Origin of the sequence: Streptomyces sp. HB132 (assembly GCF_016909575.1) — a bacterium.
Lineage (GTDB): Bacteria > Actinomycetota > Actinomycetes > Streptomycetales > Streptomycetaceae > Streptomyces.
Genome location: NZ_JAFBGA010000018.1, coordinates 60,751 through 80,974 on the forward strand (window position 1 = coordinate 60,751; position 20,224 = coordinate 80,974).

General features: G+C 69.5%; 17 protein-coding genes. 11 read left to right on the forward strand and 6 right to left on the reverse strand.

Translation table 11 applies throughout. The annotated features are described in order from the left end of the window. Window positions 1-109: 109 nt before the first annotated feature. Window positions 110-2,353 (forward strand): serine/threonine-protein kinase, encoded by a 2,244-nt coding sequence (locus tag JOC24_RS28800; protein WP_205023341.1) that lies wholly within the window; start codon window positions 110-112, stop codon window positions 2,351-2,353. 76 nt (window positions 2,354-2,429) lie between these two features. On the opposite strand, the gene JOC24_RS28805 is transcribed toward JOC24_RS28800, so the two are convergent. Beyond that, entirely contained in the window at window positions 2,430-3,608 is a 1,179-nt protein-coding gene (locus JOC24_RS28805; protein ID WP_205023342.1) for a PP2C family protein-serine/threonine phosphatase, read from the reverse strand. 575 nt (window positions 3,609-4,183) lie between these two features. Between JOC24_RS28805 and JOC24_RS28810 the strand changes: the two genes are divergently transcribed. After that, window positions 4,184-4,639 carry a VOC family protein gene (locus JOC24_RS28810; RefSeq protein ID WP_205023343.1) on the forward strand — a complete coding sequence of 152 codons (456 nt, stop codon included), beginning with the start codon at window positions 4,184-4,186 and terminating at the stop codon, window positions 4,637-4,639. A gap of 371 nt (window positions 4,640-5,010) precedes the next feature. Here the strand turns inward: JOC24_RS28810 and JOC24_RS28815 are convergent, their stop codons facing one another. Further along, a complete protein-coding gene (locus tag JOC24_RS28815; protein ID WP_205023344.1) occupies window positions 5,011-5,391 on the reverse strand; it encodes a VOC family protein in 381 nt (126 codons plus the stop codon). Window positions 5,392-5,676: 285 nt separating this feature from the next. Here JOC24_RS28815 and JOC24_RS28820 point away from each other — a divergent pair, with 285 nt between their 5' ends. Further along, window positions 5,677-6,519, forward strand: a complete 843-nt coding sequence (locus JOC24_RS28820; protein ID WP_205023345.1) for a phosphotransferase — start codon at window positions 5,677-5,679, stop codon at window positions 6,517-6,519. A 165-nt stretch (window positions 6,520-6,684) separates the two neighbouring features. Here the strand turns inward: JOC24_RS28820 and JOC24_RS28825 are convergent, their stop codons facing one another. Then, window positions 6,685-7,581, reverse strand: coding sequence for a helix-turn-helix transcriptional regulator (locus JOC24_RS28825; protein WP_205023346.1), 897 nt, complete (start codon window positions 7,579-7,581; stop codon window positions 6,685-6,687). A gap of 286 nt (window positions 7,582-7,867) precedes the next feature. Between JOC24_RS28825 and JOC24_RS28830 the strand changes: the two genes are divergently transcribed. The 4 genes from JOC24_RS28830 (at window position 7,868) to JOC24_RS28845 (ending at window position 12,773) form a co-directional block, all read left to right on the forward strand. After that, window positions 7,868-8,923, forward strand: coding sequence for an aldo/keto reductase (locus JOC24_RS28830; RefSeq protein ID WP_205023347.1), 1,056 nt, complete (start codon window positions 7,868-7,870; stop codon window positions 8,921-8,923). A gap of 231 nt (window positions 8,924-9,154) precedes the next feature. Then, a complete protein-coding gene (locus JOC24_RS28835; RefSeq protein WP_205023348.1) occupies window positions 9,155-9,523 on the forward strand; it encodes a nucleoside triphosphate pyrophosphohydrolase family protein in 369 nt (122 codons plus the stop codon). A gap of 562 nt (window positions 9,524-10,085) precedes the next feature. Beyond that, entirely contained in the window at window positions 10,086-12,050 is a 1,965-nt protein-coding gene (locus tag JOC24_RS28840) for an acyl-CoA dehydrogenase family protein (RefSeq protein WP_205023349.1), read from the forward strand. Between the two features lie 231 nt (window positions 12,051-12,281). Further along, complete coding sequence (locus JOC24_RS28845) at window positions 12,282-12,773, forward strand: hypothetical protein (RefSeq protein WP_205023350.1); 492 nt, start codon at window positions 12,282-12,284, stop codon at window positions 12,771-12,773. Between the two features lie 92 nt (window positions 12,774-12,865). Here JOC24_RS28845 and JOC24_RS28850 read toward each other — a convergent pair whose 3' ends face one another. Continuing rightward, window positions 12,866-14,035, reverse strand: a complete 1,170-nt coding sequence (locus JOC24_RS28850; RefSeq protein ID WP_205023351.1) for a hypothetical protein — start codon at window positions 14,033-14,035, stop codon at window positions 12,866-12,868. Window positions 14,036-14,058: 23 nt separating this feature from the next. Continuing rightward, window positions 14,059-14,730 carry a hypothetical protein gene (locus JOC24_RS28855; RefSeq protein WP_205023352.1) on the reverse strand — a complete coding sequence of 224 codons (672 nt, stop codon included), beginning with the start codon at window positions 14,728-14,730 and terminating at the stop codon, window positions 14,059-14,061. 920 nt (window positions 14,731-15,650) lie between these two features. Between JOC24_RS28855 and ectA the strand changes: the two genes are divergently transcribed. From ectA to thpD, 4 genes are all read left to right on the forward strand, one after another. Beyond that, window positions 15,651-16,211 carry a diaminobutyrate acetyltransferase gene (gene ectA / locus JOC24_RS28860; protein WP_205023353.1) on the forward strand — a complete coding sequence of 187 codons (561 nt, stop codon included), beginning with the start codon at window positions 15,651-15,653 and terminating at the stop codon, window positions 16,209-16,211. Beyond that, window positions 16,208-17,476: a diaminobutyrate--2-oxoglutarate transaminase gene (gene ectB, locus JOC24_RS28865; RefSeq protein WP_205023354.1), complete on the forward strand. Its 1,269-nt coding sequence runs from the start codon at window positions 16,208-16,210 to the stop codon at window positions 17,474-17,476. Before ectA ends, ectB begins: the two co-directional genes overlap by 4 nt. Before the next feature lie 103 nt (window positions 17,477-17,579). Next, window positions 17,580-17,978, forward strand: a complete 399-nt coding sequence (locus JOC24_RS28870; protein ID WP_205023355.1) for an ectoine synthase — start codon at window positions 17,580-17,582, stop codon at window positions 17,976-17,978. A gap of 3 nt (window positions 17,979-17,981) precedes the next feature. After that, window positions 17,982-18,890: an ectoine hydroxylase gene (thpD, locus tag JOC24_RS28875; protein WP_205023356.1), complete on the forward strand. Its 909-nt coding sequence runs from the start codon at window positions 17,982-17,984 to the stop codon at window positions 18,888-18,890. A 191-nt stretch (window positions 18,891-19,081) separates the two neighbouring features. Here the strand turns inward: thpD and JOC24_RS28880 are convergent, their stop codons facing one another. After that, window positions 19,082-20,125, reverse strand: coding sequence for a LacI family DNA-binding transcriptional regulator (locus tag JOC24_RS28880; RefSeq protein WP_205023357.1), 1,044 nt, complete (start codon window positions 20,123-20,125; stop codon window positions 19,082-19,084). Between the last annotated feature and the right edge of the window lie 99 nt (window positions 20,126-20,224).

The window sequence follows — 20,224 nt, forward strand, 5'->3', positions numbered from 1 at the left end:
TTCGTCACCCGCTTGGCTCCGTCGTACTGCCCTGCGGCTAGTTTGTGTGCAGGACAGGTACGCAAACCCGTGTTGGCAGAGGTGCACGGGGGACGGGAGGTCGGGAAGAGTGTCGCTGCGCGGAGGTGATCCAGCCGAGATCGGCGGCTATCCGCTCGAGGCGCGGCTCGGCTCGGGTGGCATGGGCACGGTCTTTCTGGCCCGTACGAGCTCGGGGCGGCCTGTCGCGATCAAGCTGATCCACCAGCAGTTCGCGGGGGACGACGAGTTCCGCATCCGTTTCCGGCAGGAGGTGGCGGCCGCGAGGCGGGTGAGCGGCGCGTTCACCGCCGCAGTGGTCGACGCCGCCCCGGAGGCCGAGCAGCCGTGGATGGCGACGACGTACATCGAGGGGCACACGCTCGCCCAGCGCATCGCCGCGAACGGCCCGCTGAACGGAGCGGAGCTGCGGAGGCTCGCCATCGGGCTGGCGGAGGCGCTGTGCGACATCCACCGGGTCGGGGTCGTCCACCGTGACCTCAAGCCCTCGAACGTCGTGCTCTCGCCCGAGGGCCCGCGCGTCATCGACTTCGGCATCTCGCGTGCCGCGGACCAGCAGACGCTGACGATGACGGGGCGGGTCATCGGGACGCCGCCCTTCATGTCGCCGGAGCAGTTGCAGACGCCGCGTGGTGTGGGGCCGCGGTCCGATGTCTTCTCTCTGGGGACCCTGCTGGTGTACTCGGCGACGGGCCACGGGCCCTTCGACGCGGACAGCCCCTACATGACGGCCTATCAGGTGGTGCACGACGAGCCGTCGCTGGGTGCCGTGCCGGTCGCGTTGCGCGAGGTCGTCGAATCGTGCCTGCACAAGGAGCCCGAAGGACGTCCCTCGGCGGACGAACTCCTCGTGCTGCTGCGGGACCTGCCGGCCGACCTCGGTGGGACCGGCGCGAACGGGGCCGGAGCGGGGCGCACCCGCGACATGATCACCCAGCATCACTTCGCGACGGGGGACACCCCTGCGCCGACTGCCCCGGCCAACGCATCGGCCGACCCCGATACGGGGAGGGCCGGCCCCCGGATCGGCCGCCGTCTGCGTCGCCGATGGCGCCCTGTGCTCGCGGCCGCGGTCGCGGTGGCAGCGATCGGCGGAGGGGCCGCCGCGCTGAAGGCGGACGGCCTCGGGGGGCACACCGGCGGCGACAAGGGCAGCAGCGTCGCGGCGTCTGGTGCCACACTGCCGGACGGCTTCACGCCGTGGCGCAAGACCGTGCAGGGTGGTGACGAGGACATCCCCGACGAGCTGCGTTGCGTCGCGCGCGGCGATGCGCTGTTCTGCGGGGGCGGCGGTGTCGTCGCGACCCGTATCAGGGCACTGGACGGCTCGCGGGTCTGGACGGCGAAGAGCCCGGGCGTCCCTGTTCAGGGCATGCACCTGGTGGGTGCCACCGACGACACGGTGCTCGGTTACCGCTTCGCCGCCCAGGACGCACCGCAGGACCCTCCCGGCGAGGTGGTGGCCATCGACGCGAGCGACGGCCGGGAGCTGTGGTCCGTGCCGTCAGGCGCCCAGTCGATGGCCGTCACGGGACGTTCTCAGGACGCCGTGGTGGTCGGCTCCGCCGCCGTGACGGTCGACGCCTCCAACTCCCGCTTCGAGGCCCGGGACGCGCACAGCGGTGAGGTCGACTGGACGACACCGTTCCCCGGGGGCACGCAGTGTGCTCCTGTCCCGGCGGGCCCTCAGCTCTTCGCGATGTGCGCGACGGACTCGGAGGTGGATGCGCTGGAGGTGCGCCACCCCACCCTGTACACGGTCGACCGCACCTCGGGGGCACTGGGCACACCCATCACGGTTGACGGCCCCGCCGTGCCGATGGGCGTCGCCGACGGCGGGCTCGTACTCCTCCGGAGCCACATGGAGGGAGCGGCGCTGACCGGCTACGACGGAGTGGCGAGCGTAGACCCGGCCTCGCGGAAGGTCACGTACTCCGAATTCGCCAAGACGTACGCGGGGACGCCGGGCATGGCGAACGGCACCGTGTACGTGAGCGGACAGGTCGGCCTGGTCACAGCGCTCGACCCCGCGACCGGCCGGACGAAGTGGTCGCGGCAGACGGGCGTCGAGGGGGCGTCCGGTCCCGTCGCGGGAGCCGACGCACTGTATTTCAGCTCGGCCACCGGCCGGGTGGTCGCCCTGTCACCGTCCGACGGCAAGCCCCTGTGGACGACGGATCCGCGGGCCGACGGCCTGACGGGCGAGCAGGGTGCAAGCCCGCGCGTGGCCCTTGCGGGCCGTGCGGTGATCGTGGCCGCGGCCAAGAACACCGTCTTCGCCTTCGACGCGCAGAAGCCTCCGAAGTCCGGCTGACCGGGGAGGCACCGGCCGTCTTCCGCGGGAGGCCGCAAGGCGGAGACCGCGGGAGTCGTGTGTGGCGCACCACCGGTCAAGGAGTGAGCTCCTTGGTGCCGTGCCAGTCCAGGACGAGGACCGTGGCGTCGTCGTTGAGGTTGCCCCGGCAGGCATCCAGTACCGCTTTGGTCAGGCTGCGGACGACCTCCCTGGGATGCCAGGCGCGGGTGTCGACCAGGATGGAGGCCAGATCGACAGCTGCGGCTCCGCGTTCCTGCATGCCGTCAGTGAGCAGGACCAGGCGGTCGCCGGGGTGCAGCTGAAGTTCCTGCAGCTGGTAGGAGGTGGGCGCCGCGACGCCGAACGGCAGGTTGACGGCGAGCTGGACCTCCTCGGCTTCCGCGGCGCCGTCCCGCAGGCGTAGAGGCCAGGGATGTCCGGCGTTGACCAGTTCGCACGTGCCCGTTTCGAGACGGATGCACAGCAGTTGTCCGGTTGCCAGCCCACGACTGTGGCTCAGCAGGGCTTCGTGGGCGTGATGGGCCTGCTGGAGTGCGTCGCAGCCTGTGCGGCGGGCTCCGCGCAGTGCCGCGGTGACCAGCGTGGCCAACAGGGCGGAGTCGGTGTCGTGGCCCATGGCATCGGTGATGGACAGGTGCAGCGTGTCCCGATCGAGGGTGTAGTCGTAGGTGTCGCCGCCGATGTCGTCGGCCGGGACGAGACCTGCGGCGAGGGTGAACTGGGGAGCCTCGCAGCAGGAGGACGAGGGGAGCAGCTGGTGCTGGATCTCCGCGGCCAGGCTGGTCCGCGTGGTGCGTCGGCCGGCGTGGTACAGGTCGGTGAAGCGGCGGTCCGTGACGATGATGTAAGCCAGCGCGTGGGCCGCGTCGTTGATCTGTCCGAGCACGGTGTCGTCGGCGTACCGCAGTGTCACCTCGAGCACACCGATGCAGTCGCCGCGATTGCTCACCGGCGAGATCACGCGCCGTCCGCCCTGGCCATCGGGTTCCACGTGCTGGCGCTGGGTGCGGAGGACCGTGTCGTAAATGCTGCCTTGCAGGCCGATAGGTCCTGCGGCGTCCTCCATCTCCCCCTCGGCGGGCGCGGTCAGGCGCACGAGTCGTTCCTCCATGAGATCGACGAACAGGAACGACACGCAGTCCGCCCCGAAGCGTTTGCGTAGATCGTGCGCAATTACGCCGATGGACTCCCCGGGCGGCGCGGACTCTGCTGCGGCCAGGAGCTCGCCAAGTTCCAGATCTCTGCCATCCATGGCAACCTCCCATTGTCTGTCGCCACTTATGCCCCGGGTCGTCGACCTCACCCGTACGTCCGTCACGCCTGGTCGCGATGTCCTTCCTGGACCGGCCTCCCGGCACGGCGTGGCGGTGGCGTACGGACGCGCAAACCTACTGTCCGCAGAAGCCGGCCCGGGTACGTGTGGGGCCGGTGAACGACGCTGGAGGGGACGCCGTCCGCCTGCCAACGACGTGGCGAGGCATCCCTTGTCGGGACGCCCTGCCACGTCGTCACGCGTGTCGCTTCGGTGGTGTCACAGGTAGAGGACCAGACGGGGGCGGTTCTCGGTGACGACCCTGCCTCAGCTGAGCGAAGGACGAGGCGAACCGCTCCCACACCTCGTCCGGGGGAGGCTCGATCGCAAGGAGCGGCCGAAGACGATGGATGCCGGCACACGATGGCCCGCCGGCGGGCGAACCGAGGCGCGGGCTGCCGCATCATGAGGTCGGTCCGGTACGAGAACTGCCCGCCCCGCGGCCCTGTGCCACACGCTTCGGGGCCAGTTGTGGCAGTGGACCGTATGTCAGACCTGCCTGGGATGCTTCGGGCATGGAGATGACAATGCAACTGACGATCGACTGCTCCGACCCGCAGAGCATGGTGACCTTCTGGGCCGGTGCCCTGGGCTACGTGCCTGAGCCTCCGCCGGGCGGGCACGCCACGTGGCGGGCTTACTGGGCGGCGGCAGGGGTGCCCGAGGCGGATTTGCCGGCCGGTGCCGGGGATGTTCCGGAGTCGATCATCGATCCCGCCGGACGTGGACCGAGGGTGTGGTTCCAGCAGGTCCCGGAGCCGAAGGCCGCCAAGAACCGGTGGCACTTCGACCTGAAGGTGGGTGGGGGCCGTGACGTCCCACTGGACGTCCGCACACAGCGGGTCACGGCTACGGTGGATCGGCTGGTCAGAGCCGGTGCCACCGTGCTGCGAATCAAGGACGAGCCGGACATGGGGCTCTACGCCGCCGCCATGCAGGACCCCGAGGGCAACGAATTCGACGTCGTCTGAGGCCGTTGCGGCGTTGCTGGTCGCTGCCGCTCGGTCACGGGCGGCGACCCGCAACGCCGGCTCGCAGCGGACGGAGCCTGTCGTACCTCGTGGCCACTGCCCTGCTTTTGAGCCGGTTGATCACGCGTCGGGCCGTACGGCGCTCCCGGTGATCCACCGCATCGAAAGGCGGCGGTCGGTCTCCACGGGAGCCGATTGTCCTTCGGTTGCGGGCCCGCCCTGTTCAACAGCCACGTGCGGCTTGGTGGCGAACCCGCCAGGTGATGTCCCAGGCCAGGGTCAAAGGGCTCGGTCGGCAGGTTCCTTCCGTAGGGCCTCGTGCTGCCCGAAGAGCCCTGCCGATCCCAGGTGCCGACTGTGACCGATGAGCATCAGAGTGGGTTGAGGCGGGCCTTGAGCAGGCAGAACTCATTGCCTTCGGGGTCGGTCAGGACGTGCCACTGCTCCTGTCCTGTCTGTCCGATGTCGGCAGGGCGCGCACCGAGCTTCAGAAGGCGGTCGAGCTCGGCGCCCTGATCGCGATCGGTGGCGTTGACGTCGATGTGCAGCCGGGACTTCCCCGGCTCCGGTTCATCCCTGCGGCTGAGGATGATCGTCGGCTGCGGACCACCGAAACCTTCGCGCGGTCCGATCTCCAGCGTGCCGTCGTCCTCGCGATCGAGCACAACGAAGTCCAGGACCTCGCACCAGAACCGCGCCAGCAACTCAGGGTCGCGGCAACCGAGCACGAGCTCACTGATACGACATGCCATGACGAAACCTGCTCTCAGCCCGGGAACTGCCCGGCAAGCCACACGCGCGAACCTCATGGGCTCCCAGCAGTAGGAACCCCGAGACCGTACCGGAGGGGGCGAGTACGGGCGAAGTGTTTTCGGGGCGCCCTTGATCGGGGAAGCTGACGGATGCTTGTCGACGGTACCCGGGCTGGGACGGGGACCTGGTTCGCGTCCGGACGCCGAACGATGCTCTTCAAGACATCGAGGGCGTCGCTGTTGTCCACGGATGGGTACGTGCACTCGACGACGGGGGAGAACCGTATGGAGCCGTCAGAGCTCCGCCGCGCAGTTGACGCAGGACGAATGACCGTTTCGGCGCTGGGCCTTCAGGTCGACGATGCGATCGTCATCAACAACTCGGACCGCGTCGCGCTGCGCCTGGTCCCTTGCGACGTCCTGGCTCGGGTCGCGCCCTCGGGGCAGTTGGCTGATTCCGCGTTCGAAGTAGAGGTCGCTCGCCGTCTCGCCGAGGTCGAGGCTCCGGTGGCGGAGCTCGACCCTCGGGTCGAGCCCCGAATCCACTCGCGTGACGCCTTCGCCATCTCGCTCTGGACCTACTACGAACCTGTGGGACCGGCAATCGCACCGGCCGTCTACGCAGACGTGCTCCGGCGGCACCATGCCGCCCTGCGCCGGATCGATCTGGACGCACCACACTTCACCGATCGAGTCGCCGCGGCGCTGAGGAAGGTGAACGACCGGGAGCAGTCACCCGAGCTGCCCGATGCCGACCGGGAACTCCTGGGCGACACACTCGGTGGACTGCGCGTCGCAGTCGGCACGGCGAGGGCCGGTGACCAGTTGCTGCACGGCGAGCCGCATCCGGGCAACCTCCTCAACACCGGAAGAGGCCCGCTTTTCGTGGACCTCGCCACGGCCTGCCGTGGACCGGTCGAGTTCGACCTCGCCCACGCACCCGAAGAAGTGGGAGAACACTACGCTGGGGTCGACCAGGGCCTGATCCGCCGGTGTCGCGCCCTGAACTGGGCGATGTTCTCGGCCTGGCGCTGGCGCCGGGACGACCAGATGCCTGACCGGGACCACTGGAGGACGGTGGGGCTCGACCAGGTTCGTTCCGCACTCGAACGCTGCGGCCTCGGCTGAACCCGGGACGGAGGGGCGGCTCCGACCTGATCCGGTGCGCCGTGTACGGCATCCCGGCACAGCACAGCCGAATTCGACAGGCTGGGACGGAACGTCTCGTTCCCTCGCCCCGTGCCCCCGGCAACCCCCCAGAGCCGGAAGGACACATGGGTGGCAGAGCAGCTCTCAGGAGTCCGTGATCCGGGTGTCGGCCACCGCGAGGGCCTGATCCGGGCCGTGCGCGGAGGACGGTGACTGGAAGCCCCGCTCGACCGGTGCCACGAGAGCCTCGATCGCGGCGGCGCTTGGACTGCCGGGCTGGGGAACCCCGACCAGGAGTTGCTGTCCGGGGGCGTCATGGACATCGAAGTTCTGGTAGGTCAACTCGATGCGGCCTACGCCTGGAAGCACGAAGACCTTGAACGCACGCGTCATGTTCTCCACCTCGTTCTCCTGCCACAGCCGCCGGAACTCCGATGAGGCCTGCAACTCGGACACGAGACCGATGATGCCCGGATCGTCCGGAAACAGGCCGGCGTGCAGCCGCAGCGCGTGCACCGTGGCGCGCGCCACCGCGGGCCACTCCACGAAGACGTCGCGTGCGCGGGGGTGCTGGAACAGCACGCGGACCATGTTGGAGGTGCCCTCGAAGGGAGCGAGTAGGGCGGCGGCGACCGCGTTCGACGCGAGGACGTCGAAGGCGGGGCTCAGCACGTAGGCGGCAGCGGCCGGAAAGGCGTCCAGCAGGTGCAGCAGCGACGGGTGGACCACGTCGCGGCCCGCAGCCGAAGTGAGGGCGGGATGCAGGCCGGCCAGCCGGAAGAGGTGGGTCCGCGCGTCCGGGGTGAGCCGCATCGCCCGGCCGACCGCGTCGACCACCTGCGGCGACGGGTGACGCTCACGCCCCTGTTCGAGCCGCGCGTAGTAGTCGGCGCTCACGCCTGCCAGGACGGCTACCTCTTCCCTGCGCAGGCCCTGCACCCTGCGCCTGCCGCCACCGGCGGGCAGGCCCACGTCGGCCGGCTCTGTGCGCGCACGATTCGCACGCAGGAAGGCGCCGAGCCCGTTCTGTGACTGCTGCATTCTTCGACCTGTCGACTGGGGCGAACGGCGGGAGGCGGCGAGGACCGGCGGGACACGGTCCCGCCCGGCTCTACGCCCGTCTGCGACGACTCTACGGACGGCCTGCGCCGGACGCACATGTACCGCAGGGGGATCGCGGGGGTCCGACGTGCTGGCGCTCGTGAGCACGGCGGCCTTCGCGTTCGGTTCCTGGGTGTGGCACACCCACCCTCGCACAGCCTTCATCGGCGGCTCGTGAGCGGCGAATGTTGGCGGTGGAACAACCACCCACTCGCAAAGGAACGCCATGTCTCTCACTTCGTACCGCACCCTCGGCCGTTCCGGTCTGCGTGTGAGCCCGCTGGCCTTCGGCGCGATGAACTTCGACGACGGCAGCTGGGGCTCCGCCCCCGAGGCGTCGTTCGCGCTGTTGGACCACTACTTCGAGGCCGGCGGCAACTTCGTCGACACCGCCAACATGTACAACAAGGGTGCCTCCGAGGCGACCCTGGGCCGCTACCTCGACCGGCGTCCCGGCGCCCGCGACCGCATGGTGCTGGCAACGAAGTTCGGCGGCAGCATGACCGCCGACGACCCCAACTCCGGCGGAGCGGGACGCAAGGCGATCCGAGCGCAGCTGGACGCGTCCCTGCGCCGGCTGAACACCGACTACGTCGATCTGTACTGGATGCACCAGTGGGACCGGCACACCCCGGCCGAGGAGACCCTGTCCACCCTCACCGATCTGGTGCGCGCAGGGAAGATCCACGCGATCGGTCTGTCCAACGTGCCCGCATGGTGGGTCGCGGAGGCGGCCACCACCGCCCGGCTGCGTGACTTGGAGCCCATCGCGGCCCTGCAGGTCGAGTACAACCTCCTCGCCCGAACCGTCGAGGGCGAGACCTTCGGCGCCGCACGCCGGTTCGGCCTCGGCGTCACCCCCTGGAGCCCCCTGGCCAGCGGCGTCCTGTCCGGCAAGTACTCACGTACCACCACCGAGGTGGCCGGCTCCGGGCGCTCCGCCTATGCCGCCCCGCACCTGACAGAGTCCACCTTCGTCCTCCTCGACACCCTGGGCCGCATCGCCGACGAACACGGCACCACCGTGGCCGCTACCGCGTTGGCCTGGGTCCGTCAGCGCTCGGAGGTCACCTCGACGCTCGTCGGCGCCCGCACCCACGAGCAGCTCGTCGCCAACCTCGCCTCACTCGACGTCACCCTCTCCGAAGGGCAGATCGCCGAACTCGACGGCCTCACGACGCCCGCCCTCGACTACCCGCACAACATGATCGGGACCATGGTCGGATTCCAGCAGGGCGACACCACCATCAACGGTCTGGCCGCCCAGGCCTTCGTCCGCTGACACAGCCACACCCCTCGCACCGTCGCGGTCGGCATGGGCGGGGCCGGGAGAGGCTGCTCATTGCCCGTCTGCCGACGACGTATGAGATCCCCGGGTCGTCGGCCGCGTCCGCGACACGTCATCCATTCGCCGACAGATCCGATCCGTACGCGGGCGAACCAGGACCGGAACCGTCCGCATCTGCCTCTAGCGTCGTGGATGACACGGAGCACCACCCGAAAGGAAACTGGGATGAGCGAGACGCCGGAGCGTGAGGACAAGGCCGGACTCGTCGAGGCTGACGACAGGGCACTGAGAGTCCGGGCCCGGTACGAGCAGATCGAGCAGCGTGTACTGGGCAGGACATGGACGCTGCCGGAGCTCGCGGTCGGCTTCACCAATGACGCCGCCTACGTCGGGCGCCTGGTGCTCGCCGCCGAGCGCACGTGGGGCATCGACGGTGATGTGGACGCTGAACTGCGGCACAAACTGGCCGAATGCCTGTGGTGGGTCTTCGTGCTCGCCGACCGGCTCGATGTCGACATGCCGGAGGCCTACGCCGCCACCATGGACCGCATCGACGGTGGTCTGGCGCAGACCCTGCGGGGCATGGGCGAGTGAGCGCAGGGGCGCGCGGTCCTGATCCGGTACGCCGGCCGCCGCCCGGGGCCAGGTGAGTCGCCCGGTCGGAACGGCTTCGGGCATCGCCGTCCGAGGGTGCGTTCGAGGGTGGCAGGGTTCGTGGATGTCGTCCCGCACCTCCCCGCGATGCGCGGGCCCGGAACCGGCGAGACAACGGGCGCCCGTGCCCGGGCTGTTCGGCGGCCGCACCGGGGCGTGCTCGGAGGGTGCGGCAGAAGGGGCGGCGCCCGGGGCCGGGGACCCACCGTCGGTGGGGAGCGGACGCACGTCGGCCTGGCAGGTTTCCAGGGCGACGCCGAGCTCGGGCCGCATCCGGATCATCCGGGCCTGGCCCGGGACGGGCTTGCCGCTGTACGGGGAATCCGGCCGGGCGGTGGTGAGCAGTCCTCCACCAGCGGGCCGTGCCATGCCTGGTCGAAGTCGCAGCCGACGAAGGCCCACGAGGTCGGAGCGCCCACCGATGTCGACCGAATGCCCTGAAAACATCCCCCAGCGGCCTCTCCAACCGCTTGATCGTCCCCGGGCGGGGTAGCGAAATGGCATGGCCACTGAGAACACCGCCACTGATGCGAGCGGATACGTGCAGCCCGAGGTCGACGTCCGGGCACTGACCGAGGTGCTCGACGGCGAGTACGCGGATATCCGCGACCTCGTCCGCACCAACCTGGTGACGTACGCCTCCGTTCTCGATGACGCCGAGGAACTCGGCGTCGACTCGTTTCGCGAGCGGGTGCGTGAGCTCGTGGTCGAGATGGCCGCGACAGGCCAGACCGGCATGGGTTTTCCGAGCGAGTACGGCGGGGGTGGCGACATCGGGGCCTCGATCGCCGCCTTCGAGACGCTTGCCTTCGGCGACCTGTCGGTCCTGGTGAAGGTCGGCGTGCAGTTCGGGCTCTTCGGTGGCGCGATCCTGCATCTGGGCACCGAACGTCACCACGAGGCCTATCTGCCGGCCCTGATCACCGGGCAGCTGATGGGGTGCTTCGCGATGACCGAGACCGGGCACGGCTCCAACGTCCAGGCGCTCGGCACCCTCGCGAGGTACGACGCCGACAGCCAGGAGTTCGTCATCACCACCGACGGCGACGGGGCGCGCAAGGACTACATCGGTAACGCAGCCCGCCACGGCGAGCTGGCGGTCGTCTTCGCCCAGCTGGAGGTCGGCGGGAAGTCCGAGGGCGTGCACGCGTTCGTCGTGCCGATCCGCGCCGACGGCGAAGTGGCGCCCGGCGTCCACATCGAGGACGACGGCCGCAAGATGGGCCTCAACGGCGTGGACAACGGCCGGATCCGGTTCGACGGCGTGCGGGTGCCGCGCGAGGCACTGCTGAACCGGTTCGCAGACGTCACCACCGAAGGCGTCTACGAGAGTCCGATCGAGAACCTCGACCGACGCTTCTTCACCATGCTGGGCACGCTGGTGCAGGGCCGGGTCAGCGTCGGCGGCGCGGGTGTCAACGCCGCCAAGATCGCGCTCGCGATCGCGACGAAGTACGCCGTCCGGCGCCGGCAGTTCGAAGCGACCTCGGACACGACGGAGGAGCAACTGCTGCTCGACTACGGTCTGCATCAGCGTCGGCTGTTGCCGCTCATCGCCCGTACGTATGCGCTGCACTTCGCCCAGGACGTGGTGCGCACACAACTGCACGAGGTCTTCTCCGGCATCAAGGACGACGCGTACGCGCGGCGCCAGCTCGAGTCACGGGCCGCCGGCACCAAGGCACTCGGCACCTGGCACGCGACGCGGGTCGTCCAGGAGTGCCGCGAGGCGTGCGGCGGCGCCGGATATCTCAGCGTCAACCGCTTCGCCGCGCTCAAGGCCGACAGCGACATCTTCACCACCTTCGAGGGCGACAACCACGTCCTGCTCCAGCTCGTGGCCAAGGGGCTGCTCACCCATTACGCGAGCGAGTTCGAGGACCTGGACCAGCTGGGCACGGTTCGATACGTCACCGGCCTGGCCGTCGAGACGGTCATAGAGAAGACGTCCGTCCACAAGCTGCTCGAGCGGGTGCGCGACCTGCTGCCCGGCGGCGACGAGTGGGACCAGGAAGCCGGCCTGCTCGACTCGGAGTACCAGCTCGCCATGCTCCGCTACCGCGAGGAGCACATGCTCGCCGGCGTCGCCCGCAGACTCAAGCGCGGCGTCGACCAGAAGCGCAGCCCCGGCGTCGTCTTCTCACAGGTGCAGGACCACGTCATCGCGGTCGCCCACGCACACGTCGAGCGGCTTGTGCTCGAAGCGTTCGTCGACAAGGTGCGTGCGCTGCCCGAGGGCGGCAACAAGGTCGCGCTCGGGTTGCTGTGCGACCTGTTCGCGCTGTCGACGATCGAGGCCGACCGGGCCTGGTTCATGGAGCACGGCCGGCTGACAGTCCAGCGTTCCAAGGCGATCAGCCGCGAGGTGAACGACCTCTGCCGCAAGGTCCGGCCCCTCGCAGTCGACCTCGTCGACGCCTGGGGCATCCCGCCCGAGATGCTGCGCGCGCCGGATCTGGTGGGCTGATCCGAAGGCGGAGTCCCGCGCAGCTGCGACCGGTACGGTGCCGGGCTGCCCACACGGGCGGGGCGGGGGAGCGGCCGGCTCCCAGGTGCGTGTGGCCGGGCAACCGGGCCGAGGTCCCGGTGTGCTGCGAGTGCCGGACCCGGTGCCGGCGGAACCGGTTCCCGACGGACGCCACGTAGGATCACGGCGGGGCGTGACCCCACCGATGCGTGTGAAGAGGGCAGGAGACCGTTGAGCAGTCAGCCGGCCGAGACGGAGATCGCCCGCATACGGTGGGAGGACTTCCGTACACTCGGCGACCGGTCCGGCGGGGTGCCCGGGGCGCTGCGCCGTCTGCTCGCGGCCGCTGACGAGGACGACGCCCTGGCGGCCTACTGGGACCTGGAGAACGTCGTGGTCGTGCAGGGGCAGTTGCACAGCGCCGCGCTGCCCACAGTCTCCGTCCTCCTGGCGGGCCTGCTCGGTGAGCTGTCCGCGGACGCCAGGGACATGGTCCTGGAACTCCTCCGGCAGATCGTCATGGGCGAATCCGACGAGGGCGAGGTCGCCCTGGGCGACCCCGGCCTGGGCGACCGCTGCCGGGAGGAGGCGCGCACCGGCCTCTGGCTCGTCTACCGCGAGCTCGGTACCCGGCGCAGGGAGACGGCGGAAAGCATCCTGGAACGCATCGAGAGCGAGAAGCCGAGGCTCACCGCCCATCTTGGCGGTCTCCGGGGCAAGTAGCCTGCCGCCCCGGACGGTCGCCCCGCCGTGGGACGGGCACGTCACTGAGCCGTACCTGCCGCCCGTATGCACCCGGTGCCGGCACTTTCGCTCTAATCGGCGGGGTGCTCGGGAATCGGTGCGGGACGTCGTGGGACGGATCTGCGGTGTACCACTGCGATCAGCGCCACCACCGCCGTCGCCGACGCCGCGGTCGCCGGGGCGCTGAACAGCGCGTCACGCAACGGTTCCGGTTCCAGCAGCAGGGACCGGAGCACCTCTGCGGGAACCGGCGGCGCCTCCATGCCGAACGACCACACCGTGACGTACAGGTGCCTGCAGAGCCGCCCGGCCGCGTAGGAGAGCCAGAACAGCACGAACAGGGTGGCCGGGCGCAGCGGCCTGGCGCGGAACGCGGGCAGCGCACGGAACACGAAGAAAGTGACGGCGAAGGCGCAGGTGAACCAGACGTGGCCCAACGGCTCGATGTGGACGACCATGATCAGCTCCTGCACCGTGGTCGGCTGACCGCCGGTGTCGGGCAGGGGCAGCACGGCGGAAGCCACACCATCCCCGCAATTCGACGGGCAGAGACCTTCGAAGGCAACCCGGGCGGGCGTACCCAGTGCGGGCAGGGCGAGGAGCCGTTCGAAGGCGGTGGCCGCCGCTGTCGCCAGGACCGTTTCGCCGATCCGTGGCCAGAGCGTGCGCAGAGGGCCGCGCAGCACCGACACCAGGAACAGCGCCCGTCGCCGCACCGACCGTGGGATTCCCGCGGACCGCATCCTGGCGGGCACAGCACACGCCTGCCAGGTCACGGCCGCAGCGGTACCGAGGAGGAGAGCGTGCGGGGCGATGGTGCAGGCGTCTTCCAGAAGACGGGGAAGCTGTGGGCCCTCGTACCTCATGATGCGCTGCCAGAGTCCGTCCGGCTCCTGGTCGTGCAGGAAGTCCGGAAACCTGCTGATCAGCAGAGCCACCCCTGCGGCTGCGGGGGCGGCCAGCAGCAGAATGACGGCTTGCCGAGCCCCCGGCCGCAGTGGTGGCCCCATCCGGGCGGCGAGTGCACGGGTGGCCGACAGCAGGACCGCCAGGAAGAGTGCCAGCCAGAGCCCCTCCAGGAGGAACCCGGCAACGCCGGTTTGCTCGTTGAACCGCCACACGGGCGACACCGTCGCCATTCTCAGGGCCTCCCAGGACGACGGGGACCCTGCTGCCTCCGCCCAGTGGATCTGTGCGGGGAGCACGCCCGCGAGATGGACGACGGCAACCGCAGCGGCCACAGCGAACATCCGGTGCCGGCCGCTCATGAGGATCGGCGGGGGTCGGCCATCACACGGAAGGGCCGGCCGTCGTTGTCGAGGTCGACCGACTTGGTCTTCTCTCCGTCCCACCAGGTCAGGGTGGCCTTCCAACTGACGTCGTAACTTTCGGTCCGGCCCAGGAGGAAGAGGGAATAGACCGCCCCGCTGTCCAGTGAGTGCGGCAGGGTCACGGGCTTGCCCCAGTCCAGTGCCTCCTCGGCCGCAGCGCGTTGCCCCGGTTTTCCCCGCAGTGCGCTCAGCGACACGGGCCGTCCCACCGCGAGCAGGTCGAGGTTGATCCCCGCCGCTTGAGGAGGCTCCTCGCCGTTCCCGCATCCAAGCGTCCGCACCTCGGGGCGTACCCCCTCGGGCAGCGGATCACGGCGAACGACGGTGACAGTGACGTCACGCAGTTGTGCCGCCTTGTCGGTGTTGCCGCGCAGACTGAGCAGGACCCGCAGGGTCTGACGCTGCACTATCCGCTGCTCGCGCTCCCAGCGCACGATCTCCCGCTGGTCGGCCTCGGGCAGCCGGGGCAGCAGGTCGGCGTTACCGGGGAGGGTGGACCAGGTGCTCGTGCAGTAGCCGTTCAGTTGTTCGGCCCCGACCACCACCGAGTCCTGAGCGAAGAGGTGTTTGTACGTGGCACCGAGCGAAGGCGCCGCGAAGGCCATTACGGCCAGGACCAGTCCGCCCAGTGCGATTTTGTTGGCCGGATCCAGTGCCCGGATCCGAGCGACCTGTGTGCGGAGTCGACTCGGGCGGGTCGGGGGAGACGGCGTGCCGGGAAGCGGCGCCGGGGTGGGTTCTGGGGCAGGTGCCTGCGGGGGCTCCGGCGCCGGTGTCGTCGACGGTTGCGGGGGCCGGCCCGGCGGGTGCGTGGCGGGGTCCGGTACGAGCGGGTGGGTCGGCACGGTGCCGGGTGTCGAAGGAGTGGGTGTGCCGGGCGAGCGTCTCCCCGGGCGGGACCCGTCGGTCATGTACATCCCCCGATCCAATTGAAGCTGACCAACAGTCGCCTACTACGGGGTAGTTGACAAGAAGGCGCAACATTCGTGCGCCCCGTCGCCGGGACAGTGGTGACCGGTCCGATCGTCCGCTGCCGTCGGGCCGGCCGTCCGGCTGTACGTCGTTCGACGCCGGGGGCGTCACCGATGCCCCCGGCGATCGGGCGTGACGCCGGTCTGCAGGGGCAGCGGCGCGGCCGGCGGCGTCCCCGTTCCGGTCCGCTCCGGCTGTACGCGGAGACGAGAGAACTCACCCGATCGGCGGCCCGGCCGGCCAAGTGGGGAAACCGGCATTCCCCCGTAGGAAGAGGCTTCCGCGCCTGCCTGCCTGTCCGCCCGTACGGAAGTTCTCCTGTGGCCCGAGCGCGAGCGTCGGCCTAGCATGAATCCGGGCAGCCCTTCCGAGCTGCAACGGAATGACGATTCCGGCACGTGGACCGCTCTTCCGAATGCGAACCGTCAAGAACATCTTTTCGGTGAACGCGTGTTTTAGCGATCATTCTGTCCGTTCAGCCTGAGGGAATTCATCTGATTCGCGCGGGAATCCTCCCGCCTTGTGCACTGCGGCGAGACGGAGGTGTAAACCCATGGTGAATTCGGAAGGGAATATGGGAGAGCCGACTGTCCAGGACGGCGCTTCCGTATGGCGAATCGCACGCGATTCCCACGTGCTCGATGTCAATTCCTCCTACAGCTATCTGCTCTGGTGTCGTGACTTCGCGGCGACCTCCGTGGTCGCCCGCGACGAGAGCGGCACGGCAGCCGCCTTCGCGACGGGGTACATCCGCCCCGAACAGCCCGGCACGCTCGTGATCTGGCAGATCGCCGTGGACGGGAAGCGGCGTGGACGGGGGCTGGGCGGGGCCATGCTGGATCACCTGACCGGCCGCCTGCGGTCCCGTGGTGTCCTCCAGCGGATGGAGACGACGATCAGCGCTGAGAACGAGGCGTCGCAGCGGCTGTTCCACTCGTTCGCCGCGCGGCACGGGGCGTCGGTGGAACACGAGCCGCTGTTTCCCGCGCGGCTCTTCCCCGATGCCCACGAGTCCGAACACCTCTACCGCATCGGACCGTTGGCTGAGTCTCCCACTCCGACGCCAGGAACCCAGTACTCGGAAACCCGCCGCACTAGGAGCGTTGCATCATGACGAGGACCCCGCCCGCCCTGAGTGTCTTCGAGAGTCTTGAGTCGGAAGTACGCAGTTACTGCCGCAGCTGGCCCGCGGTGTTCGACCGTGCGCAGGGCGCCCGGCTCACGGACGAGGACGGCCACTCGTACCTGGACTTCTTCGCCGGTGCCGGGTCGCTGAACTACGGCCACAACAACCCGGTGCTGAAACGCGCGCTGATCGACTACATCGAGCGCGACGGCATCACGCACGGCCTGGACATGGCCACGACCGCCAAGCGGGCCTTCCTGGAGACGTTCGAGAACGTGATCCTGCGGCCCCGTGACCTGCCGTACAAGGTGATGTTCCCCGGCCCGACGGGCACCAACGCCGTCGAGTCGGCGCTGAAGCTCGCCCGCAAGGTCAAGGGCCGCGAGTCCGTCGTCTCGTTCACGAACGCCTTCCACGGCATGTCGCTGGGCTCGCTCGCGGTGACCGGCAACGCGTTCAAGCGCGCGGGCGCCGGGATCCCGCTGGTGCACGGCACCCCGATGCCGTTCGACAACTACTTCGACGGTCAGGTCCCCGACTTCCTGTGGTTCGAGCGGCTCCTGGAGGACCAGGGTTCGGGGCTGAACAAGCCGGCCGCGGTGATCGTGGAGACCGTGCAGGGTGAGGGCGGCATCAACGTGGCCCGCGCCGAGTGGCTGCGCGCGCTGCAGGAGCTGTGCCACCGCCAGGACATGCTCCTGATCGTCGACGACATCCAGATGGGCTGCGGCCGTACCGGCGGCTTCTTCTCCTTCGAGGAGGCCGGCATCGTCCCGGACATCGTCACGCTGTCGAAGTCGATCAGCGGTTACGGTCTGCCGATGTCGCTGTGCCTGTTCAAGGGCGAGCTGGACGTGTGGGAGCCGGGCGAGCACAACGGCACCTTCCGCGGCAACAACCCGGCCTTCGTCACCGCCGCCGCCACGCTCGACGCCTACTGGGCCGACGGCCAGATGGAGAAGCAGACCCTGGCCCGCGGCGAGCAGGTCGAGCAGACGCTCATGGCGATCGGGGAGGAGCACGCGGAGGCCGGTGCCCAGACCCGTGGCCGAGGCCTGGTCCGGGGGATGAAGTTCACCGACCCCGAGCGCGCGTCCGCCGTCTGCGCCCGCGCCTTCGAGCTGGGCCTGCTCCTGGAGACCTCCGGCCCGGAGAGCGAGGTGGTCAAGGTGATGCCGCCACTCACCGTTTCCTCGGAAGAGCTGGACGAAGGTCTGCGGATTCTCGCCCACGCGGTTCGGGAAACCGGCTGAGGTCCGTCACGAAGGGCCACCCGCGAACCCGGCGGCCGGCCGGCCGCTCGCGCCTCACCACCGCACGTGGGGTGCGCCACCGAAGGAAAGGCGCCATCGCACCGTGATCGTCCGATCTTTCAGTGACATCGAGAACACCGACCGGCACATCAAGTCCGTTTCAGGTACCTGGGAGAGCAAGCGCATCGTGCTCGCCAAGGAGAAGGTGGGCTTCTCGCTCCACGAGACCGTGCTCTACGCGGGCACGGAGACGTCGATGTGGTACGCGAACCACATCGAGGCCGTTCTGTGCACCGAGGGCGAGGCCGAGCTCACCAATGACGAGACCGGCGAGAAGCACTGGATCTCCCCCGGCACGATGTACCTGCTGAACGGGCACGAGCACCACACCCTGCGGCCCAAGACCGACTTCCGCTGCGTGTGCGTCTTCAATCCCCCCGTCACCGGACGGGAGGACCATGACGAGAACGGTGTATACCCACTGCTGACAGAGGAGGGCTGAACCATGACCACCGATGTACGCGCCGACCTGTACCCCTCGCGCGGCGCCGCCGAGATGACCACTCCCCGCCAGGACCCGGTCATCTGGTCCGCGCCGGGCGCGCCGGGCCCGGTCACCGCGAAGGACCTCCAGGGCTTCGAGGGGAACGGCTTCCTCACCGTCGACCAGCTCATCGCCCCCGACGAGGTGGCCGTCTACCGGGCCGAGCTGGACCGGCTGGTCGCCGACCCGCGGGTGCGTGCCGACGAACGCTCGGTCATCGAGCCGAAGTCGCAAAGCGTGCGCTCCGTCTTCGAGGTCCACAAGCTCAGCGAGATCTTCGCCGGGCTGGTCAGCGACGAGCGGGTGGTGGGCCGGGCCCGCCAGATCCTCGGCTCCGACGTGTACGTCCACCAGTCACGGATCAACGTCAAGCCCGGCTTCGGGGCCTCGGGCTTCTACTGGCACTCCGACTTCGAGACCTGGCACGCCGAGGACGGTCTGCCCAACATGCGGACCGTGTCCGTGTCGATCGCGCTGACCGAGAACTTCGACACCAACGGCGGGCTGATGATCATGCCCGGCTCCCACAAGTCGTTCGTCGGCTGCGCGGGTGAGACGCCGAAGGACAACTACAAGAAGTCCCTGCAGATGCAGGACGCCGGGATCCCCTCCGACGAGGTCCTGACACAGCTGGCCGACCGGCACGGCATCAAGCTCTTCACGGGCAGCGCCGGTTCGGCGACCTGGTTCGACTGCAACGCCATGCACGGCTCCGGGGACAACATCACCCCTTACGCGCGCAGCAACGTCTTCATCGTGTTCAACAGCGTCGACAACACCGCACAGGAGCCCTTCTCAGCTCCGATCCGCCGCCCCGAGTTCATCGGGGCACGCGACTTCACACCGGTGAAGGTGAGGTCATCCGCGTGAACGCCCGGCCGACGGTCCTCGTCGGGCTCGATCAGAAGCCGACCGCCGTCCGGCCAGGGCGCGGCGCGTAGCCGTGGCCCACGCCGCCCGGCCGCGGACGCCGCCGGGCGGCAGTGCCCGCCACCAAGGGTCCACCACCACCGTCACCAGGGGGACCGACGTCACGGGGCGGCCGTCGGAGCGCACACCCGTCACGGTGCCAACTGCCGCGGCACGCCGTCCGTCGACTCCCGCACGTCCAGCCGGTGCGGCGCTGTGTGCACCTCGAACGGCAGTGGCGCCTCCGAGCGGATGCGTGTCGCGAGGCACTTCACGGACAAGGCTGCGATCGCGGCTTTGTCGGGCACCACGGAAGTGAGGGACGGTGTGCTGTAGAGCGCCTCGTCCGAGCCGTCGATGCTCGCCACCGCGACGTCCCCGGGGATGCTCATACCTGCTTCGTACAGAGCCCGTTGCGCTCCGGACGCCAACAGATCGCTGAAGCAGAACACCGCATCGGGCCGCACCTCCGCCGGCAGGGAGGCGAGCGCGCGGGTGGCCAGCAGGCCGTTGCGCCGGTCGAACTCCCGCACCGGAGGGGCCAGCCGGGGATCGAACATCAACCCGGCGTCGTGCAGAGCCTGTTGGAACCCCTCAAGCCGCTGCCGACTGGTCGCGGACGCCTGTGGGTCCACACCCACCGCAGCGATCCGGGTCCGTCCGAGGCCGGCCAGGTGCGCGGTCGCCTCACGGGCCGCCGCGACATTGTCGATCAGGACATGATCCGCCACGACCTGGTCACCCACGTAGCTGCGTTCCCCGAGCAGCACCAGGGGGAACTCGCTTGCGACAGGCGCCAGTTCACCACGCGACACGTGCAACGGCGAGAGGATCACCCCGTCGAGGAGCGCGGCGCCCACCCCCGTCGCCAGGCGCAACTCCTCCGTCGCGTCCCCCATCGTCTCCTCGATCAGGACCGTCAGGTCCAGCGCCGCGGCCTCCGCCCTGACGTGGTGGGCGAGCTCCGAGAAGTAGGGCGTGGCCAGATCCGGGACGGCGAGACCGATCAGACCGCTGCGCCCCGTGCGAAGGCGGCGCGCCGAGGGGTTCGGGCGGTAGCCGAGGTCGCCCACGGCGCGCATCACACGTTCCCGGGTCGCTTCGGAGACCCGGGGGGCACCTCGTACAACGTTGGACACAGTCTTGATCGACACCCCTGCGCGATCTGCCACGTCCTTGAGCGTCACCGCTGCCACAGGCCGGCCCCCTCTTCGTCGTCATCAGGATTATGCACGCGCAGGTGCGGGGTGTCAGCGCCGGGACCGTTCCTCGAATCCATCTCGTACGAAGGGTTG

What these genes read in the sequence shown, in the direction of transcription:
- thpD (WP_205023356.1), top strand. Translation starts at nt 17,982, where the DNA reads ATGACCACCGATGTACGCGCCGACCTGTACCCCTCGCGCGGCGCCGCC.
- ectA (WP_205023353.1), top strand. Translation starts at nt 15,651, where the DNA reads ATGGTGAATTCGGAAGGGAATATGGGAGAGCCGACTGTCCAGGACGGC.
- JOC24_RS28815 (WP_205023344.1), bottom strand. Translation starts at nt 5,391, where the DNA reads ATGGCATGTCGTATCAGTGAGCTCGTGCTCGGTTGCCGCGACCCTGAG.
- JOC24_RS28825 (WP_205023346.1), bottom strand. Translation starts at nt 7,581, where the DNA reads ATGCAGCAGTCACAGAACGGGCTCGGCGCCTTCCTGCGTGCGAATCGT.
- ectB (WP_205023354.1), top strand. Translation starts at nt 16,208, where the DNA reads ATGACGAGGACCCCGCCCGCCCTGAGTGTCTTCGAGAGTCTTGAGTCG.
- JOC24_RS28840 (WP_205023349.1), top strand. Translation starts at nt 10,086, where the DNA reads ATGGCCACTGAGAACACCGCCACTGATGCGAGCGGATACGTGCAGCCC.
- JOC24_RS28820 (WP_205023345.1), top strand. Translation starts at nt 5,677, where the DNA reads ATGGAGCCGTCAGAGCTCCGCCGCGCAGTTGACGCAGGACGAATGACC.
- JOC24_RS28855 (WP_205023352.1), bottom strand. Translation starts at nt 14,730, where the DNA reads ATGGCCTTCGCGGCGCCTTCGCTCGGTGCCACGTACAAACACCTCTTC.
- JOC24_RS28835 (WP_205023348.1), top strand. Translation starts at nt 9,155, where the DNA reads ATGAGCGAGACGCCGGAGCGTGAGGACAAGGCCGGACTCGTCGAGGCT.
- JOC24_RS28805 (WP_205023342.1), bottom strand. Translation starts at nt 3,608, where the DNA reads ATGGATGGCAGAGATCTGGAACTTGGCGAGCTCCTGGCCGCAGCAGAG.
- JOC24_RS28810 (WP_205023343.1), top strand. Translation starts at nt 4,184, where the DNA reads ATGGAGATGACAATGCAACTGACGATCGACTGCTCCGACCCGCAGAGC.
- JOC24_RS28830 (WP_205023347.1), top strand. Translation starts at nt 7,868, where the DNA reads ATGTCTCTCACTTCGTACCGCACCCTCGGCCGTTCCGGTCTGCGTGTG.